19 protein-coding genes are annotated in these 21,165 nt (G+C 63.0%); 5 read left to right on the top strand and 14 right to left on the bottom strand.

The window, feature by feature from the left end; genetic code table 11:
* Entirely contained in the window at nt 1-177 is a 177-nt protein-coding gene (locus G3N59_RS37260) for a hypothetical protein (protein WP_277397896.1), read from the bottom strand.
* A 189-nt stretch (nt 178-366) separates the two neighbouring features.
* Here G3N59_RS37260 and G3N59_RS05905 point away from each other — a divergent pair, with 189 nt between their 5' ends.
* Nucleotides 367-765, top strand: a complete 399-nt coding sequence (locus G3N59_RS05905) for a PRC-barrel domain-containing protein (protein ID WP_241023217.1) — start codon at nt 367-369, stop codon at nt 763-765.
* A gap of 166 nt (nt 766-931) precedes the next feature.
* Here the strand turns inward: G3N59_RS05905 and G3N59_RS05910 are convergent, their stop codons facing one another.
* From G3N59_RS05910 to G3N59_RS05920, 3 genes are all read right to left on the bottom strand, one after another.
* Nucleotides 932-1,369 (bottom strand): Fur family transcriptional regulator, encoded by a 438-nt coding sequence (locus G3N59_RS05910; RefSeq protein WP_241023218.1) that lies wholly within the window; start codon nt 1,367-1,369, stop codon nt 932-934.
* A gap of 252 nt (nt 1,370-1,621) precedes the next feature.
* Complete coding sequence (locus tag G3N59_RS36915) at nt 1,622-2,260, bottom strand: DUF6515 family protein (RefSeq protein WP_241023219.1); 639 nt, start codon at nt 2,258-2,260, stop codon at nt 1,622-1,624.
* Entirely contained in the window at nt 2,260-3,177 is a 918-nt protein-coding gene (locus G3N59_RS05920) for a DUF2092 domain-containing protein (RefSeq protein ID WP_205981630.1), read from the bottom strand. The genes G3N59_RS36915 and G3N59_RS05920 overlap by 1 nt, the downstream gene beginning before the upstream one ends.
* A 452-nt stretch (nt 3,178-3,629) precedes the next feature.
* Here G3N59_RS05920 and G3N59_RS05925 point away from each other — a divergent pair, with 452 nt between their 5' ends.
* From G3N59_RS05925 to G3N59_RS05935, 3 genes are read left to right on the top strand one after another with little or no spacing between them, the layout of a single operon-like run.
* Complete coding sequence (locus tag G3N59_RS05925) at nt 3,630-5,072, top strand: MFS transporter (RefSeq protein ID WP_205981631.1); 1,443 nt, start codon at nt 3,630-3,632, stop codon at nt 5,070-5,072.
* Nucleotides 5,073-5,098: 26 nt separating this feature from the next.
* Nucleotides 5,099-6,295, top strand: a complete 1,197-nt coding sequence (locus tag G3N59_RS05930) for a CoA transferase (protein WP_205981632.1) — start codon at nt 5,099-5,101, stop codon at nt 6,293-6,295.
* A gap of 2 nt (nt 6,296-6,297) precedes the next feature.
* Entirely contained in the window at nt 6,298-7,170 is an 873-nt protein-coding gene (locus G3N59_RS05935) for a citryl-CoA lyase (RefSeq protein ID WP_205981633.1), read from the top strand.
* A 22-nt stretch (nt 7,171-7,192) separates the two neighbouring features.
* Here the strand turns inward: G3N59_RS05935 and G3N59_RS05940 are convergent, their stop codons facing one another.
* Entirely contained in the window at nt 7,193-7,948 is a 756-nt protein-coding gene (locus G3N59_RS05940) for an IclR family transcriptional regulator (RefSeq protein WP_205981634.1), read from the bottom strand.
* 225 nt (nt 7,949-8,173) lie between these two features.
* Here G3N59_RS05940 and ppk2 point away from each other — a divergent pair, with 225 nt between their 5' ends.
* Nucleotides 8,174-9,025: a polyphosphate kinase 2 gene (ppk2, locus tag G3N59_RS05945; protein WP_205981635.1), complete on the top strand. Its 852-nt coding sequence runs from the start codon at nt 8,174-8,176 to the stop codon at nt 9,023-9,025.
* A 20-nt stretch (nt 9,026-9,045) separates the two neighbouring features.
* Here the strand turns inward: ppk2 and G3N59_RS05950 are convergent, their stop codons facing one another.
* The 9 genes from G3N59_RS05950 to G3N59_RS05990 all read right to left on the bottom strand — a co-directional run bounded on the left by G3N59_RS05950 (nt 9,046) and on the right by G3N59_RS05990 (nt 21,088).
* Entirely contained in the window at nt 9,046-10,068 is a 1,023-nt protein-coding gene (locus tag G3N59_RS05950; protein WP_205981636.1) for a substrate-binding domain-containing protein, read from the bottom strand.
* 53 nt (nt 10,069-10,121) lie between these two features.
* Entirely contained in the window at nt 10,122-11,213 is a 1,092-nt protein-coding gene (locus tag G3N59_RS05955; RefSeq protein WP_205981637.1) for an ABC transporter ATP-binding protein, read from the bottom strand.
* Nucleotides 11,214-11,250: 37 nt separating this feature from the next.
* On the bottom strand, nt 11,251-12,186 hold the full coding sequence (locus G3N59_RS05960; RefSeq protein WP_205981638.1) for a carbohydrate ABC transporter permease: 936 nt from the start codon (nt 12,184-12,186) through the stop codon (nt 11,251-11,253).
* The gene (locus G3N59_RS05965) at nt 12,183-13,130 is read right to left on the bottom strand and encodes a sugar ABC transporter permease (protein WP_205981639.1); all 948 of its coding nucleotides are present in this window, start codon (nt 13,128-13,130) and stop codon (nt 12,183-12,185) included. The genes G3N59_RS05960 and G3N59_RS05965 overlap by 4 nt, the downstream gene beginning before the upstream one ends.
* Nucleotides 13,131-13,136: 6 nt before the next feature.
* On the bottom strand, nt 13,137-14,378 hold the full coding sequence (locus G3N59_RS05970) for an ABC transporter substrate-binding protein (RefSeq protein ID WP_205981640.1): 1,242 nt from the start codon (nt 14,376-14,378) through the stop codon (nt 13,137-13,139).
* Nucleotides 14,379-14,545: 167 nt separating this feature from the next.
* Nucleotides 14,546-15,934, bottom strand: a complete 1,389-nt coding sequence (locus G3N59_RS05975; protein ID WP_241023235.1) for a GH1 family beta-glucosidase — start codon at nt 15,932-15,934, stop codon at nt 14,546-14,548.
* 275 nt (nt 15,935-16,209) lie between these two features.
* Nucleotides 16,210-17,886, bottom strand: coding sequence for a SulP family inorganic anion transporter (locus G3N59_RS05980; RefSeq protein WP_205981642.1), 1,677 nt, complete (start codon nt 17,884-17,886; stop codon nt 16,210-16,212).
* A 203-nt stretch (nt 17,887-18,089) separates the two neighbouring features.
* Nucleotides 18,090-19,823, bottom strand: a complete 1,734-nt coding sequence (locus G3N59_RS05985) for a SpoVR family protein (RefSeq protein ID WP_205981643.1) — start codon at nt 19,821-19,823, stop codon at nt 18,090-18,092.
* Complete coding sequence (locus tag G3N59_RS05990) at nt 19,820-21,088, bottom strand: YeaH/YhbH family protein (RefSeq protein ID WP_205981644.1); 1,269 nt, start codon at nt 21,086-21,088, stop codon at nt 19,820-19,822. Before G3N59_RS05990 ends, G3N59_RS05985 begins: the two co-directional genes overlap by 4 nt.
* Nucleotides 21,089-21,165 lie beyond the last annotated feature (77 nt).

Here is a 21,165-nt window from a genome sequence, read left to right on the forward strand (position 1 = left end):
TCAATGCCAGGCGCGCTCCGGCGGCGCATCCGAGGGCGGATCGCCAAGCGGCGGAGGCGGAGGGACGTCGCCGTCGGGCAAGGGCGGCGGCGGCTTGGGATGCGGATCGAGCGGCTCCTCGGTGGGCAGATGCGCGTGGATAGCGGCAAACGAGGCAAGCGGCGAGGCGAGCGGCATAGGCATCCTCCTGACGATGCGATGCCTGCGAGTGCCAATGTCGGTTGCAAGGCGCGTGCCGTGGCTGGAACGGCGGTTGCGCAAAGCATGTCCGACCGGCGACGGGCATGTGGCTTGCTCTGGGGTGTTTGAAGTCTGGCAACGCTCGGACGACAAACATCCACAACCATCGTCGAGGGGGAAAACATCATGAAAACTCGCGCCAGTTCGCTCGCGTTTGCGCTGATGATCGCGGCTTCGGGCCTGGCCGGTTCGTCGCTCGCTTATGGCCAGGGCACGCCGCAATCGATCGCCGTGCAACGCCTGGCAACGGTTCAGTCCGGGACGGGTTTTAGAGCGTCGAAACTGGTCGGCTCGGACGTGTATGACAACAACGGCAACAAGATCGGCGAAATCGACGATATCGTGCTCGAGTCGCCGAATGCCGGCGCGTTTGCGATTCTTTCGGTGGGCGGCTTTCTGGGCATGGGCAAACATCTTGTTGCCGTGCCGTTCAACGATCTGCAGATCAGCGCCAAGCAGATCGTGCTGCAGACGGATAAGTCTTCGTTGAAGGCGATGCCGGAGTTCAATTACGCGAAGGAGTAAATTTGCGGCGATTTGAGGTGGCTAAGAAGGGCTTAGCTACCTCAAATAAAAGTTCGATAATTTATGTTATGTCAAATCACAAAAACACGGCGATGAAGCCGTCAAACCGCCTCTCGCCCTGCGTCCCAGCGCCTTCAAACCGCGCTGGGTTTGCTTCTCCCGCACCTTATTCCATGCGATGCGCAACGGCTCGCGCCGGAATGCGCCGCGCGCCAGCCTCGATCGCCGCCGCACAATGCGCGCATCGTCCGAAGATCACCAGACTCGCGCTCGTGTACGTGAATTCGCGCGCGGCTGCGATCGTCGCGTGCTGCGCCTCGAGTTCGCTGTCGTCGATATCGCGGATCGTGCCGCAGTCGTTGCAGACCAGATGCGAATGGCGCGTGCCACGGTTCAGTTCATACACGACGCGTTGCTCGCCGATCCACGCATTGGTGATCAGCCCGGCCTCCAGCAACTGCGCCAGCGCGCGGTAGACGCTCGCGAGGCTGCATTGCTCGGTGTCCGGCGGGACGCGCCGGAACACCTGATCGGCGGTCATGTGTTCGTTCGGATTTTCGTGAAACAGCTGCAGCACGGCGACCCGACTCGACGTCGGACGCATGCGGGCACGTTTCAGATCTGCGTAGATCGCTCTCATTACATCGGATACATTTTCGGACCTGACCGACAGTCTCGTCGGCGCTTGCTTAAGGCTTGCTTAAGCCCCCGCGATGCGCTGCGGTTTATGAGATCTGCGGGTCCGAAGCTTTCATTCCGATGACGTGTGATCGTTGCCGGATCACGTTTGTTGGCGCCTGTTCGTGCTCGCGTTACACCGGCGGACGCGCGTCCGCCGGCTTCCCTGCCCCGGCGTTTATCGAGGCGCTGTCACGACGACGTACTGCACCTGCGTGCCCACATACTGCGGCTGATACCAGGTCGCGCCGCACTGCTCGTAAGTCGCGCCGCCGACCACGACGGCCGTGCACGATGGCGGCAGCGTCGCGACCATCGAGCCGACCACGGCCGCCGTCACGCCGACCGTCACCGCCGCGGCAACCGGATCGACGTACCAGCCGCCGCCCCAGTAAGGCGGCGGAGGTGGCGGCGGCCCGGGCGGATGCGGTCCCGGACCCGGGCCTGGGCCGGGTCCAGGCCCTGGCCCAGGAGGATGCGGTGCTGGCGCGGGTCCAGGACCAGGTTGCGGCCCTGGCGGATGCGGATTGGGATTCGGATTCGGCTGAGGCCCCGGCGGATGGGGCTGCGGCCCAGGCCCCGGTTGTCCGCCATGAAACTGCTCGCCACCGCCATTGGCGCCTGGGCGCGTATGCATCTGCTCGCCGCCGCCGTTGAATCCAGGCCGCGTATGCATCCCGCCGCCGCCAAAATTCCCGCCCATCGGATGGATGCTCGTGCGCGCCATGCCGCGAAACGCCAGCGCCTCACCCGAGGCCAGCGCCATCGACATCGTCAGCGCCGCCGCGATTGCACGTTGCGTAGTCTGGCCGCGCATCATTGAGCCTCCACATCGGACGTTTGTCCCGACGTCGCGTCGGCAGGCTGGAGCTCGATCTGGCGCGCGCCGGCACGCGGCCGGAACACGAACGTCGAAGGCGCGAACACCGGATTCAGCCGCCAGTGATACGTCACTTCATGGCGCGGGCGCGAAGTCTGGGTCGTATCGGTGATGATCATCTTGCACGGCAGCGGCCGGCGCCCCGCTTCGATCCACAGTTCCCAATCCACGCCCTGCTGGCGGTAGGCGTAATGCGTGCAACTGCGCGTATCGACTTTCTCGACGCCGATCGTCTGCGCCGACGTAATCGCCAGATCGTCCGATTTGCCGTTGCCCCAGTAAAACAGATCGACGAGCGGTGTTTCGATGTGCCAGTTCGCGGCCAGGTCGTGGACCAGACCGTCGAGCGTGGGCGGCGCATCGCGTCGCGCGTAAAAGCCCTTTTTCTGGTTGTAGATCGTGAAGCGGCGGCCGTCGTAAAAGATGCCGCGCACATTGCCATCGCCGGTGATATCGGCGCGCAGACGGTCGGGGCGCTTGACCTTGAGCACTGTATGGCGCAGCAGCGCGGCGTTCTGGCCGTTGTCGAGCACGGCGTCGGTGGCCGAATCGGCATCGACTTCGAACGCGTGCAAGGTGCGCAGATACGTGCCCATTGCATCGAGCGCATCGGTTGCGTGCGCATCGATCGCGCTCGACGCGCCGCCGTTCTCCGTGCTGTCGGTGCCCAGATCGTTGAGCGGCGAAGGCACGTTCGATTGCGCTGGCGCTCGCTCGCCCGACGTTTCCTGATGCGCGCAGCCCGCGAGCGTGACGGCGCCGAGCAGCGCCACGCCCATCGAAAGCGATAACTTCGTGCCGTTAAATCGAGGCAGCGCGCGCCGATTGACTCCAGGGAAGACTCTTTTATTCACATCGTCTCCTGACTGAAAGATCGCTTGATCCGACCGCCGTTCCCTCGTTCTCCTGTCTCGCCGTGCTTCCCTGCATCGATGCACTTTTGCACGGACGGCGATGACGGCCGGCGAAGCGCATCGACGCCGCACAGCGTCGCGCACGCTTCATAACGCCGAGCTTAGCAGTTCCCAAAACTTCGTCACATGAATGCGCGCGCTCGCGCGGGTGCGTGGCGGGCTTCATGTCGGGCTTCATGTCGAACTGCGTGCCGAGCTTCACGCCGATGGCGTTGCCAGGTGAGGTGCTCCGTAAAACCCCTGGTCGGTGTCGATAAAACCTCGCGTTATCATCCGTTTGCGATTTATAGAACGACGTTCTACCAGATAGAACGATCGCCGAAACGCAACGACACATCACACAACGCGAACTGCGGACGTCATGCCGCAGCTTCTGCTCAGGAGACGCCACCATGTCCAGTCTGCCGCTACGCGCGACCCACGCGCCGCCTCGCGATGCCGCCGCGCCCAGCTCCGCGGCACAGATCAACGCGCGCATCGACCGACTGCCGGCCACGCGCGCGGTCTGGTCGCTCGTGCTGCTGCTCTCGCTGGGCGGCTGGTTCGAGTTCTACGATCTGTTCTTCACGGCCTACGTCGGCCCGGGCCTCGTCAAAAGCGGGCTTTATTCGACCACCACGGCGTCGTTCTTCGGCTTTTCGGGTCTTGGCGCCTTCGTGGCGGCTTCGTTCGCGGGCCTCTTTATCGGCACCTTCTGCTTCACGAGACTCGCCGACCGCTATGGCCGCCGCACGATGTTCACGGCCTCGCTGCTCTGGTATTCGGCGGCCACGTTTGTCATGGCGATGCAGACCAGCGCCCCGGCGATCAACCTCTGGCGTCTGATCGCGGGCATCGGCGTGGGGATCGAACTGGTCACCATCGACACCTATGTGAGCGAACTCGTGCCCAAACACATGCGCGGGCGCGCCTTCGCCTTCGTGCATCTCGTGCAGTACACGGCGGTGCCAGCGGTGGCGCTGCTCGCGTGGTGGTTCGTGCCGCGCACGCCACTCGGTTTCGACGGCTGGCGCTGGGTCGTGATGTTCGGCGCGTGCGGTGCGCTGATTGCGTGGGCGATTCGCCGCCGCGTGCCCGAAAGCGCGCGCTGGCTCGCACAGCGCGGACGCTACGAGGAAGCCGCACGCGTGCTCGCGACACTCGAAGCCAAAGTCGAGGCGCAATACGGCCGCGCGCTGCCCGCGCCTTCCTTCGATACGGCAAGCACGGCGCACGCAACGCCCGCCAAAGCGCGTTTCGCCGAATTCTGGCAGCCGCCGTATCGCCGCCGCACGATCACCCTGCTCGTCTTCAACCTGTTTCAGGCGATCGGCTTCTATGGCTTCGCTTCCTGGGTGCCGACGCTGCTCGTCTCCAAAGGCGTGACGGTCACGCACAGCCTGCTCTATTCCTTCGTGATTGCCGCGTCGAATCCGTTCGGTCCGCTGATCGGCATGGCGATCGCCGACCGCATCGAGCGCAAGACGCTGATCGTGCTGGCCGCGCTCGCCATTGCGGTGTTCGGCACGCTGTTCGCGTTCCAGACCGCGCCCGCGATGCTGATGTTGCTCGGCGTGCTCATCACGCTGGGCGGCACGCTGCTATCGGTCGGCTATCACGCCTATCAGGTCGAACTCTTTCCCACGCGCATGCGCGCCACGGCGGTGGGCTTTGTCTATTCGATGTCGCGCCTTTCCGCGATGTTCTCGGGTTTCATGATTGCGTTCGCGCTGCGTCATTTCGGCGTCCCGGGCGTCTTCGCGCTGATCACCGGCGCGATGGTCATGGTGATGGCGGCGATCGGCCTGTTCGGCCCGCGCACTACGCAGCGCTCGCTCGAAGAAATTTCCCATTGATGCTTTAAAAACAGGCTGGAATCACGATGTTGCCTCTCTCTGGAGTACGCGTTCTCGATCTGTCGAACGTGCTTGCGGGCCCGTTCTGCGCCTATCAACTCGCGCTGCTCGGCGCCGATGTCACCAAGGTCGAGCACCCCGAAGGCGGCGATCTCGCGCGCCGTCTGGGCGCCGACAAGGACGCCGCCGCGCGCAATATGGGCGCGTCCTTCGTGGCCGTGAATGCGGGCAAGCGCTCGATCACGCTCAATCTCAAGGACGCGCGCGGCAAGGCGATCCTGCTCGAACTCGTCAAGGACGCCGACGTGCTGGTCGAGAATTTCCGCCCCGGCGTGATGGATCGCCTCGGTTTGGGATTTGATCAGCTATCCGAAGCAAATCCGCGGCTGGTGTATTGCGCGATTTCCGGTTTCGGCGATAGCGGCGAACTGGCGCCCCGCCCTGCCTACGATCAGATCATTCAGGGCATGGCGGGCGTGATGAGCGTGACCGGCGATGCCGAAAGCGCGCCGTTGCGCGTGGGTTATCCGGTCTCGGATACGGTGGGCGGCCTCACCGCTGCGTTCGGCATCTGCGCGGCGCTGGTCGATGCGCGCACGAGCGGGCGTGGCCGACGGCTCGACGTGTCGATGCTCGAATCGACGCTGGCCAGCATGGGCTGGGCCGTGTCGAACTATCTGAACGCCGGCGTCGAGCCCACGCCGATGGGCAACGAAAACTTCACCGCCGCGCCCTCCGGCACCTTCGCAACCGGCGACGGCCTGCTCAACATCGCCGCCAACGAAACGCGTCAGTTCGAGAGCCTGTGCGAGGTGATCGGCCGCCCGGACCTGCCGCAAGACGCACGCTATGCCGCGCGCCATCTGCGCAAACAGCATCGCGCCGAACTCAAGGCCGATATCGAAGCCGCGCTCGCCGCCGATAGCGCCGCGAACTGGGAAACGCGTCTGCTCGCGCGCGGCGTGCCGGTGGGCCGCGTGCTCACGGTGCCGCAGGTTCTGGCGCATCCGCATCTGGCCGAACGGCGCTTCGTGCGCGAATTCGCGCCTGCGCATGGCGAGGCGGGTCAACGCGTCACGCGTGCCGGCCTGCGCCTGTCCGACGCCGATGCCGCGCCCACCACGCCCGCGCCCACGCTGGGCGCTCACACGCGCGAAACGCTCGCGCAACTCGGTTACGACGCCGCGCAGGTGGAAACGTTGCGCGCGCAAGGAGTGATCTGAACATGTCCACGACGCAAGACAACCGCAACGCCGACCTCGCCGCGCTGTGCGCCGACTACTGGCGCACCTCCATCATCGATATTCATCCGGGCTCGATCAAGGTCCGCGGCTACCCGATCCAGGAACTGATCGGCCGCGTGAGTTTTCCGCAGATGATCTGGCTGATGCTGCGCGGCGACCTGCCCAGCGACGACGAAGCCGCGCTGCTCGAAGCGGCGCTGGTGGCCTCGGTCGATCATGGCCCGCACGCGCCGTCGATTGCGATTTCGCGTATCGCCACGAGTTGCGGGCTGCCGCTCAATGGCGCGATGGCGTCGGCGCTCAACGCGCTCGACGATGTGCATGGCGGCGCGGGCCAGCAGGCGGTCGAGCTTTACGCGGCGATCGGCGAGCGCATCGATGCGGGCAGCACGCTGGACGACGCGGTCGAACAAGGCGTCGATGCCTTTATCGCCGAACACGGCAAATATCTGCCGGGTTTCGGGCACCGCTTTCATCCGGTCGATCCGCGTGCGGGACGTCTGCTGGAAATGGTCGATGTCCGCGTCGAACGCGGCGTGATCGGCGGACGTTATGCAGCGATCGCGCGCGGTATCGAAGCGCTGCTGAAAAAGCGCAAGGACACGCCGGTGCCGATGAATATCGACGGCGCGACCGCCGTGATCTATGCCGAACTGGGCTTTGCGCCCGAGCTTGCGCGAGGTGTGTTCTGCCTGTCGCGGGCGGTGGGCATTCTCGCGCATGCATGGGAGCAGCGCGGCCGCGGCGAGCGCAATAAAGGACCGATGCCGCGCCAGATGGCTTACGCGTACACCGGCCCGGCGGAGCGTCATCTCCAGCGCGATAACGAACACGACAACGACAACAAACGCTGATTCTGCAGACGCTTAAACGTGTTCAGGCGCGCGCGCGCTGCTGCGCGGCGCGCAGCGCACGCGAATCGCCGCCCAGCGCATCGGTTGCGCGGGCGGCGCAATCGAATAGCGCATCGAGATTCGCCTCGACGAATGCATGGTCGATGCGCGAACTCGGCCCCGCGAGCGTGAGCACGCCGCGCAGCGTGTCGTGCACGCCGAACACCGGCATCGATACGCCCGAGGTCTCCCGATCGCGCTCGCCCACCGACATGCAGTAAAAATCGCGCCTCGTCTGATCGTGGCTCTCGCCCGGCTCGCCGCCGAAGGCGAGCAGCGCGCGCCCGCCCGAACCGGTTTCGAGCGGCAGCACGTCGCCTTCACGCACATGATGGCGCACGACATGTTTCGAATCGACGCGATGCAGGCACACGCGCACCGCGTTGTCGCGCACGTAGAACGAGACGCTCTCCCCGCTTTTCTCCATCAGTTCGCGCATCAGCGGCAGCAGGATATCGCCGAGATTCAGGCCGCGTTGATAAAGCGCGCCCAGCGCGAACGTCGCCGGGCCGAGCTGGTAGCGGCCATCGTCCAGACGCAGCAGCAGCCGATGCTGGATCAACGCGCCGGCCAGGCGCAGCAGCGTGCTCTTGTAGAGCCCTGTGCGCGCAGCAAGCTCGGCAAGCGTGAGCGCGCTATCCTCGGGACGGAACGCAAACAGGATGGCGCACGCACGGTCGATGACGGCGACGCCTTCTTCTTTTTTGGGCGCAGGTTGGACGGATGAGTCCGCGGACATGACGATCGAAGCGGGATGGGAACGAGCCTGATTTTACGCGATCCCCCGTGCAAGCTGCGACCTTGTCCGTTTGCACATGTTTTGCACTTACCTTGATGTATGCCGGACGGATGCCTGAATCGCGTTGCTCCGGCGCAGACACGTCGACTACCCTGCGACTTGCGCGCGGCACGGGCTGCTTCGTCGCCGCATGCTCTCTCAACCAGTCCGATGGAAAGGAACGCCATGTCCGATACTAAGACGAAGAAGGCATCGAAAGACGTTGCGCCGAAATCTGACGAGAAGCCCAACGGCAAGCCCGACGACAAACTCAGCGACAAAGCCTACGAGAAAACGCTGCGTCATCTGCACGAGGAACTCGTGAAAATGCAGGAGTGGGTGGTCAAAAGCGGCGCGAAAGTCTGCGTGCTGTTCGAAGGCCGTGACGGCGCGGGCAAAGGCGGCACCATCAAGGCCATCACGGAACGGGTGAATCCGCGCGTGTTTCGCGTCGTGACCACGCCCGCGCCCACCGAGCGCGAGAAGAGCCAGATGTATTTCCAGCGCTATCTGCCGCATCTGCCTGCGGCGGGCGAAGTCGTGATCTTCGACCGCAGCTGGTACAACCGTGCGGGCGTCGAACGCGTGATGGGTTTTTGCACCGAAGAACAGGTGCAGGAGTTTCTCACCACGGTGCCGTTGATCGAGCGCGCCATCGTGCACTCGGGCATCATCCTGCTCAAGTACTGGCTCGAAGTCAGCCCGGAAGAACAGACGCGCCGCCTCGAAGCGCGTATCACCGACGAGCGCAAGATCTGGAAACTCTCGCCGATGGATCTGGAGTCTTACCATCGCTGGTTCGACTACTCGCGCGCCCGCGACGAGATGTTCGAGAAAACCGATACGAATTTCGCGCCGTGGTTCTATGTGCACTCGGACGACAAGCAGCGCGCGCGCCTGAACATCATCGCGCATCTGCTGAGCAAGGTGCCTTATGAGGCGGTGCCGCGCGACAAGGTCAAGCTGCCGCACCGCCAGAAGCCGAACGGCTACGTGGAACCCGATTACGCGTATCGGCACGTGCCGTTGCAGTACTGACTTTGCCTGGGTTTTGCTTTTTACTTTGTGCGCGCCGGGTTCGCCTGCGCGACCGACGCGCGCATCGTCACGCTCACGTCGAAGCGCCGTTCGATGTCCCACTCCGTGCCGTAGCACTGGTTGATCAGCCAGCGCACGGCATTGCGCGTGAGTTCGGCCGTGGGAATGTGGACGGATGTGAGCGCAGGCGCCATATAGGCCGCCGAATAATCATCGTCGTAGCCGATCACGGACACATCGCGCGGCACCGAAATACCCGCATGCTGCAGCCGCGCAAGCGCCGACATCGCCATGGTGTCGTTCGCGCAGAACAGGCCCGTGAAGCGCCGTTTCGAATCGAGCAGCCGCCCCGCTGCCGCATAGCCGCCTTCGGGCGAGAAGTCCGACATGATGAGCGGCACGCGCTCGCGTTCGATGCCGTGGCGTTCGAGTTCGGCGAAAAAACCATCCAGACGCGCCTGGTTGTCCGAGGAACTCGCCGTACCGCCGATCGCCGCAATCTCGCGGTGGCCGTGCTCGATCAGCGTGCGGGCCGCCAGTTCGCCGCCGTGAAAGTGGTCGGCGCAAAACGATGCATCGGGCAACTGGTCGAACGCGCGGTTCAAAAACGCCATGCGCGGATGCAGCGCGTGCAGCATGCCCAGATCGTCGTCGTGCAGATCGTGGCTGATGACCACCACGCCGTCGCAATCGCGGCCGATCAGAAAGCGCACCGCCTCAATCGCCTGCTCGCGCGGCGAGGCTTCGCCGCAGCCCGTCGCCACGACCACGTGACGGCGCACCGCGCGCAGCTCGGTATCGGTTTCCTTGAGTATCGTGCCGTAGTACGAGCCGAAGAACGTCGGCACAAAGATGCCGATGATGCCGAGCGACTGCGTTGCCATCGCCCGGCCGATCGACGATGGCCGGAAGTTCAGCTGATCGATCGCCGCCTGTACGCGCGCGGCCGCCTCGGCCGATACCGGACCCTTGCCCGAGATCGCGCGCGAGGCGGTGGAAAGGCCCACGCCGGCGAGTGTTGCCACGTCTTTGAGGGTTGCCACGTCTGGTTCGTCCCTTGGTCTTTTTGTCGTGTCGCAGCGTGCTTGCGACCTGCTTACAGCCGCTCCGAGTTCGCTTCGTCGAACAGCGATACCTGCGATGCATCGATCTCGAACGGCACCGGCGCCCCGCCTGCGAGCGGCGCCTTGTCCTGATCGATCGATGCGATCTGCGCGCCATGATAATCGAGCCAGAGCACACGATGATTACCCATCGGTTCCAGCAGGGTGACCTTACCTTGCAGCGCATCACCGCGCGCGCCCGCGCCCGCGCGCACGTCCTCGGGACGCACGCCCAGTATGCAGGGCTTTGTCAGATCTGGCGCGCCCTTGAACGCGTAATTCGTGACATCGACGGAAAGTTGCGGGCCGCGGAACCAGAGCTTGCCTTCGTCGGCTTCGAGCGTGCCGCGCAACAGGTTCATCGGCGGCGTGCCAAGGAAGGTCGCCACGAACAGATTTTCCGGGCGTGCATAGACTTCGGCGGGCGTGCCGAACTGCTGGATCACGCCGCCCTTCATCACGGCCATGCGCGTGGCGAGCGTCATCGCTTCGACCTGATCGTGCGTCACGTAGATCATCGTCGCGCCTAGCTGCTGGTGCAGTTGCTTGAGTTCGCGGCGCAGTTCCGTGCGCAGCTTGGCATCGAGATTCGACAGCGGTTCGTCGAACAGGAACACATCGGCTTCGCGCACCAGCGCCCGGCCGATCGCCACGCGCTGGCGCTGGCCGCCCGAGAGCTGCGCGGGACGGCGCGCGAGCAGCGGGCCGAGCTGGAGCATGTCGGCGGCGCGTTTGACGCGGCGCTCGATTTCCGGCCTGGGCGTGCCGTTGATGCGCAAGGCGAACGACATATTGCGCTCGACGTTCATGGTCGGATAAAGCGCGTAGGACTGGAACACGAGCGCCACGCCACGATCTTTCGGGTCGGCCCAGGTCATGTCCTCGCCGCCGATCTCGATGCTGCCGTCCGTCACGTCGATCAGGCCCGCGATGCTGTGCAGCAAGGTGGATTTGCCGCAACCCGAAGGGCCGAGCAGCACTACGAATTCGCCCGCGCGCACGTCGAGGTCGAGGTCCTCGATCACGGTGTTCGCGCCAAGCTCGATGCGCAGATTGCGCACCGATACGTTTGCCAGGTTCGTCATCGCTAATGTCTCGCTTGTATTACGCCTAGTGCCTGATTTAGCCCTTCACCGCGCCCGACGCGATACCGCGCACGAACCAGCGCCCCGACACGAAATAGATCGCCAGCGGCACGAGCGAAGTGAGGATCGTCGCGGCCATGTTGACGTTGTAGAGCCGCTCGCCGGTGGTGGTGTTGATGATGTTGTTGAGCTGCACGGTCATCGGCAGATTGCGGGTGCCGGCGAAGACGAGGCCCAGAATGTAGTCGTTCCAGATGCCCGTGACCTGCATGATGATCGCCACCACGATGATGGGCACCGACATCGGCAACATCAATTGCGCGAAGATGCGCCAGAAGCCGCCGCCGTCGATGCGCGCCGCCTTGAACAGTTCCTGCGGCAGCGACGCATAGTAATTGCGGAACAGCAGCGTCATCACCGGCATGCCAAAGATCGTGTGGATCACCACGATGCCGGGCAGCGAACTGAACAGATGCACGGTCGCCAGCACGCGCACGAGCGGATACACCATCACCTGCACCGGAATGAACGCGCCCGCGAGCAGCACGGCGAACAGCAGGCCCGCGCCGCGCGGTTTCCAGAACGACAGCGCATAGCCGTTCACCGCACCCACGACGATCGAGATGATCGTGCTGGGCACGACGATGCGCACGGAATTCCAGAAGCCCACGCGAATGCCCGCGCATTCGAGCCCCGTGCACGCCGATGACCAGGCGTCCTGCCACGGCGCAAGCGTCAAATGGCGCGGCAATGCCAGCAGATGACCGAGGCGGATTTCCTCCATCGGCTTGACCGACGTGACGAGCATCACGTAGAGCGGTAACAGGAAGAACAACGCGGCGATAATCAGGAATCCGTAGATACCCAGGCGGGCCGGTGTCAAACGGCTGCGCCTGGGTTTTCCTTTCGTGCCAGGCGTCGCGCGTTTAACGCGCGGAATGGCGCCGGATGAATCGGTCAACGGCGCGCTCATGCTCGTTCTCCTTTGCTGGCCATGCGGTTTCTCGCATAGAGCACCGGCGCGAGAATCGCGAGCACGGTGGCGAGCAGCACGATCGACGCGGCCGAAGCCAGGCCGATATTCGCGCGGTTGAACAGATAATCCATGATGAACTTGCCGGGCACTTCGCTGGCCGTGCCGGGACCGCCTTGCGTCATCGCGACCACGGCGTCGTAGAGCTTCACGACCATCACGAAGAGCAGCACGAAGGCGGTGGACATCGACGTTTTCAGCATCGGCACGACGATGCTCGCGTAGACGCGCCAGCGCGGAATGCCGTCGAGGCGCGCGGCCTTCCAGATTTCTTCGTCGATGCCGCGCAGGCCCGCGAGCAGCAGCGCCATCACCAGTCCCGACGCCTGCCAGACGGTCGCGATCACGAGCGTATAGATCGCGAAGCGTTGCGAAACGATCCAGTCGAACTGCGCGTGCTCGAAACCCATGTGCCGCAACACCGCCTGCACGCCGAGTTCAGGGTTCAGAATCCACTGCCACACCAGGCCGGTCGCCACGAACGACATGGCATACGGATAGAGAAAGATCGTGCGCAGCGCGCCTTCGGCGGCCACGCGCTGATCGATGAAAATCGCCAGCAGCAAACCGATCACGAGACAGGCGACGATAAAGCAGACGCCGTAGATCGCCAGGTTTTGCAGCGACACGATCCAGCGTTCGGTTTCGAACAGGCGCACATACTGCGTGACGCCCGCGAAAGTGTTCGACGGCAGCGAGCGCGAATAGCTCATCGACACGCGTGCGGTCCACAACATCGTGCCCAGATACGCGAACACGACGGTGGCCGCCATCGGCAGCAGCGCGATCCATGCGGCGAGCGAGACGCGCCGCCGCATGGGGCGCACTGCACGCGCCTGCCGTTTAGACCGTTGTTTGGCTTCGTCCAGCTTGAGCGCGTACATGGGCATCTAGCTCTTGATGGCCGTGGCGAACGCCTTCTGCGCGTCCTCGACCGACTGGTTCTTGTTCCAGAAGTTGGTGATGACGTCCTGGAGCGAGCCCTGCACATCGGGCGGAATCAGCATTTCCGGGTTGGGCAACTGACGCGTCTTGTCCTTCATGATCGCCATGCCCTCCTTCGCGCAGACGTCGAAACCGGCGGTATCCACGTCGAGGCGAATCGGAATCGAGCCTTTCTTTTCGCTGAACGCGGCCTGCGCTTTCGGCGATGTCATCACCGACGCCAGCAGTTGCTGTGCCTTCACGGCCTGCGGATTGTCGGTCTTCGGGAACACGAAGGCATCGCCCGCGATCATGTACGGCGAATTCGCAAAACCCGGGAAGCAGCCGAAGTCCTTGCCCGCAACCTGCTTCGCGTTCGAGAACTCGCCCTTGGCCCAGTCGCCCATGATCTGCATGCCGGCCTTGCCCGAAATCACCAGCGCTGTCGCATCGTTCCAGTTGCGGCCCGGCGAGCCGGAATCGACGTAGTTATGCAGGCGCTTGAAGGTGGCGAGCACGTTCTTGAAGGCCGGCGAATTGACCGCATTGGCGTCGCGATCGCGATAGACCTTCATGTACAGATTGCGGTCCATGTCGGCGAAGATCGCATCGAAAGTGATCTTTTCCTGCCACGCCTGGCCGCCCAGCGCGAGCGGAATCACGCCCGCTGCCTTGAGTTTGTCGAGATCGCTGAACAGTTCGTCCATGCTCTTCGGCTCGTTGGCGATGCCCGCTTTGGCGAATACCGGCTTCGAGTAGAAGAACCAGTCCTGCATGTGAATATCGACCGGCGCGGCGTAGAAGTGACCATTGACCTTGATCTGGTTGAGCACCGAATCCGGCAGGATGGCGTTCCAGTTTTCCTTCGTGGCGACCGCATCGACATTATTCAGGAGTCCCTGGTCGATCAGGTCGTGAAACTGCTTCGACGTATTGAATTGCGCGGCGGTGGGCGGATCGCCGCCGACGATGCGGTTGATGGCCGTGGCGCGCGCCTGGTCGGCGCCCGCGATTGCGTTGTCGACCCACTGGCCGCCCGCCTGATCGTAGGCTTGCGCGAACTGCTTGATGGCAGCCGATTCGCCGCCCGAGGTCCACCAGTGAATCACATTGGCCTTGAGCGGCGCGTCCGCGGCGTGGGCGGCGAGCGCTCCGGCCAATGCCAGCGCGGCCGCGATGGCGCGCAGGACAGGTGCGTTTTGCTTCATTACGTCTCCTCCGGTTATGCCGGCTTTATCTGCGGGTACATGAAGTCAAACTATCGCGGTGTTACGGGTGGCTGGCGCGCGCGGTCCTGCGGCTTGTGACTTCCCCTGTTGACGCATTCTCGCGGCGCGCAGCCGGTACTGCAATTACGGTTAATACCGTTCTCTGATTAATGGCCTTCGCGTGCGTTGCGCTCGGCGATAAAGCGCGCGATCAATTCGGCGCTGCGCTTTTTGGTGCGCTTTTGCGTGTCGTAATCCACGTGCACGACGCCAAAGCGCCGCTCGTAGCCGAAGGCCCATTCGAAGTTGTCGAGCAGCGACCAGACGAAATAGCCGCGAATATCGACGCCCTTTTTGATCGCCGCATCGACGGCCGCCAGATGGCGCTTGAGAAACGCGATGCGCTGCGCGTCGACGACTTCGCCGTCCTGCACGCTATCGTCCGACGCCATGCCGTTTTCGGTGATGTAGACCGGCGGCAGCTTGTCATAGGTGTCGTGAAAGCCGACCAGCAGATCGCGCAGGCCGTCCGGGTAAACTTCCCAGCCCATCTGCGTGCGCTCGACATCGGGCAGCGGCACTTCGGTGTAGCCGTGCGCGCCGTCGCTTTTCACGTTGGTGCGGAAATAGTAGTTGATGCCGAGGAAATCGAGCGGCGTGGCGATCGTTTCCATATCGCCATCGAGAATCAAGGGCTCGGTGCCCGGCCAGAGTTCGAACAGTTCCGCCGGATATTCGCCCTTGAGCAAGGGATCGAGAATCCACGCGTTGTGCTGCACTTCGAAGCGGCGCGCGGCGGTGATATCGGCTGCGCTGTTCGAATTGGGCGTGCCGCGCCCGACGTTCGCGACGATGCCTTTGGCCGATTTCGCATCGTTGGCGCGCAACACCTGCGTCGCGAGACCGTGGCCGAGCAGCAGATGGTGCATCGCCTGGGTCGGATAACGCGGGTTCGCCAGGCCCGGCGCATGATGGCCGTTGCCGTAGCCCAGATAGGCCGAGCACCACGGCTCGTTGAGCGTCATCCAGGAATCGACCAGACCACGCAGTTCGCGGCTCATCAGATCGGCGTAATCGGCGAAACGGTAGGCGGTGTCGCGATTGAGCCAGCCGCCGCGATCTTCCAGATGCTGCGGCAAGTCCCAGTGATAGAGCGTCGCGAAGGTCTGGATGCCCTGCTCTTTGAGGCGTTCGAGCAGGCGCTTGTAAAACGCGATGCCTTTCGGGTTCGGGCGGCCCGACGCATCCATCACGCGCGGCCAGGCGATCGAAAAGCGATAAGCCTCGAAATTCAGCTCCTTGAGCAGATCGAGATCGCCCGCCCAGCGGTGATAGTGATCGCAGGCGACGGCGCCCGTGTCGCCGGCCAGCACCTTGCCGGGCGTGGCGCTGAAGGTGTCCCAGATCGACGGCAGACGGCCGTCTTCGGTTGCGGCGCCTTCGATCTGATACGAGGCGGTGGCCGCGCCGAGCAGGAAGTCGCGGCGCCAGAGCGCGGAGTCGGGCGACGGCGTGAAGGCGTCGTCTTCGAGCGTGGCGGTTGAGGCGGAATGCAGCGAAGCGGATGAATCGTGTGTCACGAATGCTCCTGCGCGAAGTCTGGCCAGTCCATCGTAGCGCGAGGCGCGCCGCGATGGTTCCGGCCTTCCGGTGGTTGGAGTGGAAGCGCTTCCACAGCGCTTGAGGCGCACGATATCAGCCGCCAAAACGCGCGGGCAATCAGGGTTTTTCTGGAGCTTTTTAAGTAGTTTGCGTGTAGGCGCGCAAGAGCGGCGGCTGGCCTTGCCGCCGCCGCTCGTCTGGATTTATGCGGATTGGTTCGATGCGCGTGTCAGGCGTCGGCGTGCGCGTCGAGTTCGGGATGCACGGCGGCGAGCGCCTCGTGCAGGGTCGTGTAGATGTTTTCCGCGCCGATCACGGGCGTGATGCCGTGGCGGTCCATATCGGCGCGCAGATAGCGGTTCACGCGGCCGAAAATTACGTGCACGCCGCTATTGCGCAGCGATTCACACAATTCGTTGACCGAACGACCCGCGGAATAATCGACATCGGTAATGGCTGCGGCATCGATCACCAGCCAACGCACGGGCGCAGGCGCACCGTCGATCAAACGCCGCAAATCGTCGACGAAAAAATGATCGTTTGCGTAGAAAAGGTCTGCGCCAAAGCGGTAAACGATCAAACCGGGCGCGGTCATCTGCCCCGCTTGCGCGGGCATGGGCATCCAGCGGCCCGCCTCGTTCGGCATCAGCACCATCGTATGCGGGCGATAGCTATGACGGACATGACGCAGCAAGGACAGCCCGATCGCAATCAGAATGCCGTTCTCCACGCCGATCACCACGACCGAAATCGCCGTCACGACGGCAAGCCGGAATTCGCCACGGCTTTCCGCGCGCATGTCGATCAACTGGCCGATATGCACGAGACCCACGGCAATCGTGAAGACGATCGCAGCCAGCACACAACGCGGCAAATACTGCAACCAGCGGCTAAAAAACAGCAACACGACCACCACGACGCCCGCAAATACAAGCTGCGCAAACTGGCTGCGTGCACCGGCCTGATCGCCCATTGCCGTTTGCGTAGGACTGCCATTGACCACGAAAGCGCCGCTGATTGCGGCGGTTGCATTCGCTGCTGCGAGACCGAGCAGATTGCGGTCTTCATCAACACGTTCGCCGTATTTTTCCGCGAAAGCGCGACTCGTCGCAGCACTCTGCGCGACGATGATGACGAAGCACGACGCCGCCACCTGCAGCAGATCGATCATCTGAAACCAGCCCACGCCGGGGAAGTCGATATGCGGCAAACCGCCTTCCACCGGACCTGTAATGGCAATGCCGTGGCCCGCGAAATCGAAGCTCGCACTCGCTGCGATGCCGCCCACGACCGCAAGCAAAGGCACCGGCCAGCCGGGCTTCAAACGTTTGAAAAGCAGAATCGTCGCGACGACCAGAGCGGAAATGGCGAGCGGCTGCCAGTGAATCGTGTTGAATTGCAGGACGATCTGCTTGATCTGCAGCACTGTGCGCCGCGAGGTAAACGGAATGCCCAGCATATCGCCGAGCATCGCCACGCCAACCTGCATGCCCACGCCGGTGAGGAAACCCACCAGCACGGTGCGCGAGAGAAAGTCCGCGAGAAAGCCCAGTTTGAAGATGCGCGCGAGCAAGAGCATCGCGGCCGTGAGCAAGGCCGTCATGCCGGCCAGCGCGACATATTCCGCGCTGGAGGGCGCGGCCATCGTCGAGAGCTTGCTGGCGAAAATGGTCGCCGTGGCCGAATCGGCCGCCACCACCAGATGACGCGAAGCGCCAAACAACGCAAACGCAATCAGCGGCAAAAAGCCCGTGTAAATGCCGGTCACCGCAGGCATGCCCGCAATGCGCGCGTAGCCAAGCAACTGGGGGATATTCATCGACGCGAGCAGCACGCCCGCTTTGGCATCGCGCAATGCACCTTCGCGCGTGATCGGCCGCACGCCTCTGAACAGGTCAAGCGCCATGGCAGCGTCCTTTCGATTCTTGCATCCGCAACGTCTCCTCCGTGAATCCTCGATGAAAAATACACAGCACGAATAGCGACGTATCTTAGCGCGGCCCCTTCTGCCTCGCCGACTAAAAGGCACTTGAAAGCGCGAGCAAGAAAAAAGGCCAGCGCTCAGGCTGGCCTTCGGTTACCGCATCGCAGGGAGAACGCGAGTGAGTGTTAAACCCTCACCGCCGGCGGCACGTAACGGCAGTCATAGCGCTTCCTGACCGTGCCGTTTTCATCGACGCTCTCCAGATACACGTCGAACTGCCAGAGGCGCGCCATGTGCCGCAAAACTTCATCGGTATCGCCGGAAAGGTGGCGGTTGTCGCTCATGAAGTGACGCAGCGTGAGGCTACGGTCGCCGCGCGTATTCACCGACCACACCTGGATATTCGGCTCGCGATGATGCATGTCGTACTGGCGCGAAAGCGCCTGACGCACGTACTGATAACCGCTGTCGTCGTGAATCGCCGAGACTTCGAGCGCATCGCGCATATCGTCGTCGAGCACGGAAAAGAGGCGCATTTCCCGGATCAGATGCGGCGACAGATACTGCGCAACAAAGCTCTCGTCCTTGAAATTGCGCATTGCGTAGTGCAGCGCCTTCAGCCACGGACTGCCCGCGAGTTCCGGGAACCACCGGCGGTCTTCGTCGGTGGGGTTTTCGCAGATGCGGCGAATGTCGCTCATCATCGAAAAGCCCAGCGCATACGGATTGATCCCGCTGTAGTAAGGCTTGGTGACAGGCGGCTGATAGACCACATTGCTATGCGAATGCAGGAACTCCATCATGAAGCCGTCTTCCAGCTTGCCTTGCGCATACAGCGTGTTGAGCAGCGTGTAATGCCAGAAGGTCGCCCAGCCTTCGTTCATCACCTGAGTCTGACGTTGCGGATAAAAATACTGCCCCACCTTGCGCACGATGCGAATGACTTCGCGCTCCCAGGGCTCCAGCAGCGGCGCGTTCTTTTCCGCGAAATACAGCAGGTTTTCCTGCGGCTCGGGCGGATAGCGTTCGTCGGTTTCTTCGGCGATCGGCTGCTGCGTTTTCGGCAGCGTGCGCCAGAGTTCGTTGACCTGCGATTGCAGATACGCCTCGCGTTCGCGGCGCATCGCGGCCTCGCGTTCGAGCGAAAGCTTTTGCGGGCGCTTGTAACGATCGACGCCGTAATTCATCAGCGCGTGGCACGAGTCGAGCAGTTCCTCCACCCGATCGAGCCCAAAACGCTCCTCGCATTCGGCGATGTAATTCTTCGCGTAGACGAGGTAATCGACGATCGCGTGCGCGTCCGTCCAGAGGCGGAACAGATAGTTGCCCTTGAAGAACGAGTTGTGGCCGTAAGCCGCGTGCGCGATCACGAGCGCCTGCATCGTCATGGTGTTTTCTTCCATGAGATACGCGATGCAGGGATTCGAGTTGATGACGATCTCGTAAGCGAGACCCATCTGGCCCCGGCGATAGCTTTTCTCCGTGGAGAGAAAATGCTTGCCGAACGACCAGTGGCGATAATTGACCGGCATGCCGACGGAGGCATAGGCATCCATCATCTGCTCGGCGCTGATCAATTCGAGCTGGATAGGGTAAGTGTCCAGTTCGTATTGCTCTGCAACATGCGAGATATGGGTGTCGTACTCTTCAATCAGATCGAAGGTCCAGTCGGATGGGCACGGCAACGGCCGTCTATCGGCTACGTTCATATGCACTTCCCTATTCTGCGCAAACCGCCGCTCAGGAGGGAGCTCGTGCCCGCCGGCCCCGGGCGCATCGCTGCGCGCGGGATCGGCGTCATGTCCCCCCATTCCGGCGGCGGCGTCGTGATCGCCATGCTGCCCGGTTCCGCGGCCGCCCGTTTTCCGGCGCTCCGGCTCATAGCCGCGCGCCTCGTTGTGCAGGTGTCGCGTCGTCATGATCGCTCTACCTGTTTTTCAAAAAGCTCCCGGAACACGGGGTAGATATCCGCCGCCGTGTCGACTTTCTTCATCGCGAGCGCCGGCTCGGAAAGCGCCAGTTGCGCATATTCGAGCCAGAGATTCTGCTCCTCCGGCGTCACCTGAATATAGGCAAAATAGCGCACCTTGGGCAGGATGTCATCCGCAAGCAGCTTGCGGCACTTCGGCGAATCGTCGGTCCAGTTGTCGCCGTCGGACGCCTGCGCGCCGTAGATGTTCCATTCGCTCGGCGAATAACGGTCCTCGATCACCTTCTTCATCAGTTCCAGCGCACTCGAAACCACCGTGCCGCCGCTTTCCGTCGAATGGAAAAAGGTGTCTTCGTCCACTTCCTCGGCGCGCGTGTGGTGACGGATGAACACCACCTCGATCTTCTCGTAGTTGCGCTTGAGGAACAGGTACAGCAGGATGAAGAAGCGCTTGGACAGATCCTTGCGCTGCTCGTCCATCGACCCGGACACATCCATCAGACAGAACATCACGGCCTGGCTGGACGGCTGCGGCTGCTTCACGCGGTTCACGTAACGCAGATCGAATGGATCGATAAACGGAATGCGCCAGATGCGCCCGCGCAGATGGTGGATCTCGTCTTCGAGAATCTTGATGTCGTCGCGGCGATCGGTCGTATCGGACATCAGCGCTTCGAGCTGCTCTTCGAGCGCATGCAGCTCGTTCACGAGCGGCGCGCCCAGCGCGATACGGCGGCCCAGCGCGCTGCGCAGCGAGCGCACCACGTCGATATTATTGGGCGTGCCTTCGGCCGCCCAGCCCGCGCGGATACTCTTCCACGTGGGCACCGCCATCAGATGGGTTTTGACGAGGCGCGGCAGTTCGAGGTCGTCGAAGAAGTACTGCATGAATTCTTCGCGGGAGAGCTCGAACACGAAGTCATCCTGACCTTCGCCCTCGTTGCTCGCCTGGCTGCCGCCACCGCCTCCGCCGCCCTGCGGGCGCGCGATACGGTCGCCGCGAATGTAATCCTCGTTGCCGGGATGGACCATTTCGCGCCGCCCGCCCGGGCCGTGCCGGAACGAAGGCTCGGCGATGTCCTTGCGCGGAATGGTGATGCTCTGATTGCTTTGAATATCTTTGATGCTGCGGTCACGCACCGCTTCCGAGACGGCGTGACGAATATAGTTTTTCACGCGGCGCAGAAAGCGCTCGCGGTTTGCAATGCTCTTGTTCTTGCCTGCCAGCCTGCGGTCGATGATTTGATGAAGCACATCCAGTCTCCCGCTCCAGTTTGGAATGGGCGAGGTGCGCAGTCTGGGATGCCGTGCCTGCCGCGTTCACCCGCTCG

It is taken from the genome of Paraburkholderia sp. Ac-20340 (assembly GCF_017104965.1).
Classification (GTDB): Bacteria; Pseudomonadota; Gammaproteobacteria; order Burkholderiales; family Burkholderiaceae; genus Paraburkholderia.

Bases quoted from the DNA above. Each gene is read 5' to 3' on its own strand.
- G3N59_RS05925 (WP_205981631.1), top strand. From the start codon at position 3,630: ATGTCCAGTCTGCCGCTACGCGCGACCCACGCGCCGCCTCGCGATGCC.
- G3N59_RS05960 (WP_205981638.1), bottom strand. From the start codon at position 12,186: ATGAGCGCGCCGTTGACCGATTCATCCGGCGCCATTCCGCGCGTTAAA.
- G3N59_RS05965 (WP_205981639.1), bottom strand. From the start codon at position 13,130: ATGTACGCGCTCAAGCTGGACGAAGCCAAACAACGGTCTAAACGGCAG.
- G3N59_RS05980 (WP_205981642.1), bottom strand. From the start codon at position 17,886: ATGGCGCTTGACCTGTTCAGAGGCGTGCGGCCGATCACGCGCGAAGGT.
- G3N59_RS36915 (WP_241023219.1), bottom strand. From the start codon at position 2,260: ATGCGCGGCCAGACTACGCAACGTGCAATCGCGGCGGCGCTGACGATG.
- G3N59_RS37260 (WP_277397896.1), bottom strand. From the start codon at position 177: ATGCCGCTCGCCTCGCCGCTTGCCTCGTTTGCCGCTATCCACGCGCAT.
- G3N59_RS05910 (WP_241023218.1), bottom strand. From the start codon at position 1,369: ATGCGTCCGACGTCGAGTCGGGTCGCCGTGCTGCAGCTGTTTCACGAA.
- G3N59_RS05905 (WP_241023217.1), top strand. From the start codon at position 367: ATGAAAACTCGCGCCAGTTCGCTCGCGTTTGCGCTGATGATCGCGGCT.
- G3N59_RS05985 (WP_205981643.1), bottom strand. From the start codon at position 19,823: ATGACGACGCGACACCTGCACAACGAGGCGCGCGGCTATGAGCCGGAG.
- G3N59_RS05935 (WP_205981633.1), top strand. From the start codon at position 6,298: ATGTCCACGACGCAAGACAACCGCAACGCCGACCTCGCCGCGCTGTGC.
- ppk2 (WP_205981635.1), top strand. From the start codon at position 8,174: ATGTCCGATACTAAGACGAAGAAGGCATCGAAAGACGTTGCGCCGAAA.
- G3N59_RS05955 (WP_205981637.1), bottom strand. From the start codon at position 11,213: ATGACGAACCTGGCAAACGTATCGGTGCGCAATCTGCGCATCGAGCTT.
- G3N59_RS05970 (WP_205981640.1), bottom strand. From the start codon at position 14,378: ATGAAGCAAAACGCACCTGTCCTGCGCGCCATCGCGGCCGCGCTGGCA.
- G3N59_RS05930 (WP_205981632.1), top strand. From the start codon at position 5,099: ATGTTGCCTCTCTCTGGAGTACGCGTTCTCGATCTGTCGAACGTGCTT.
- G3N59_RS05940 (WP_205981634.1), bottom strand. From the start codon at position 7,948: ATGTCCGCGGACTCATCCGTCCAACCTGCGCCCAAAAAAGAAGAAGGC.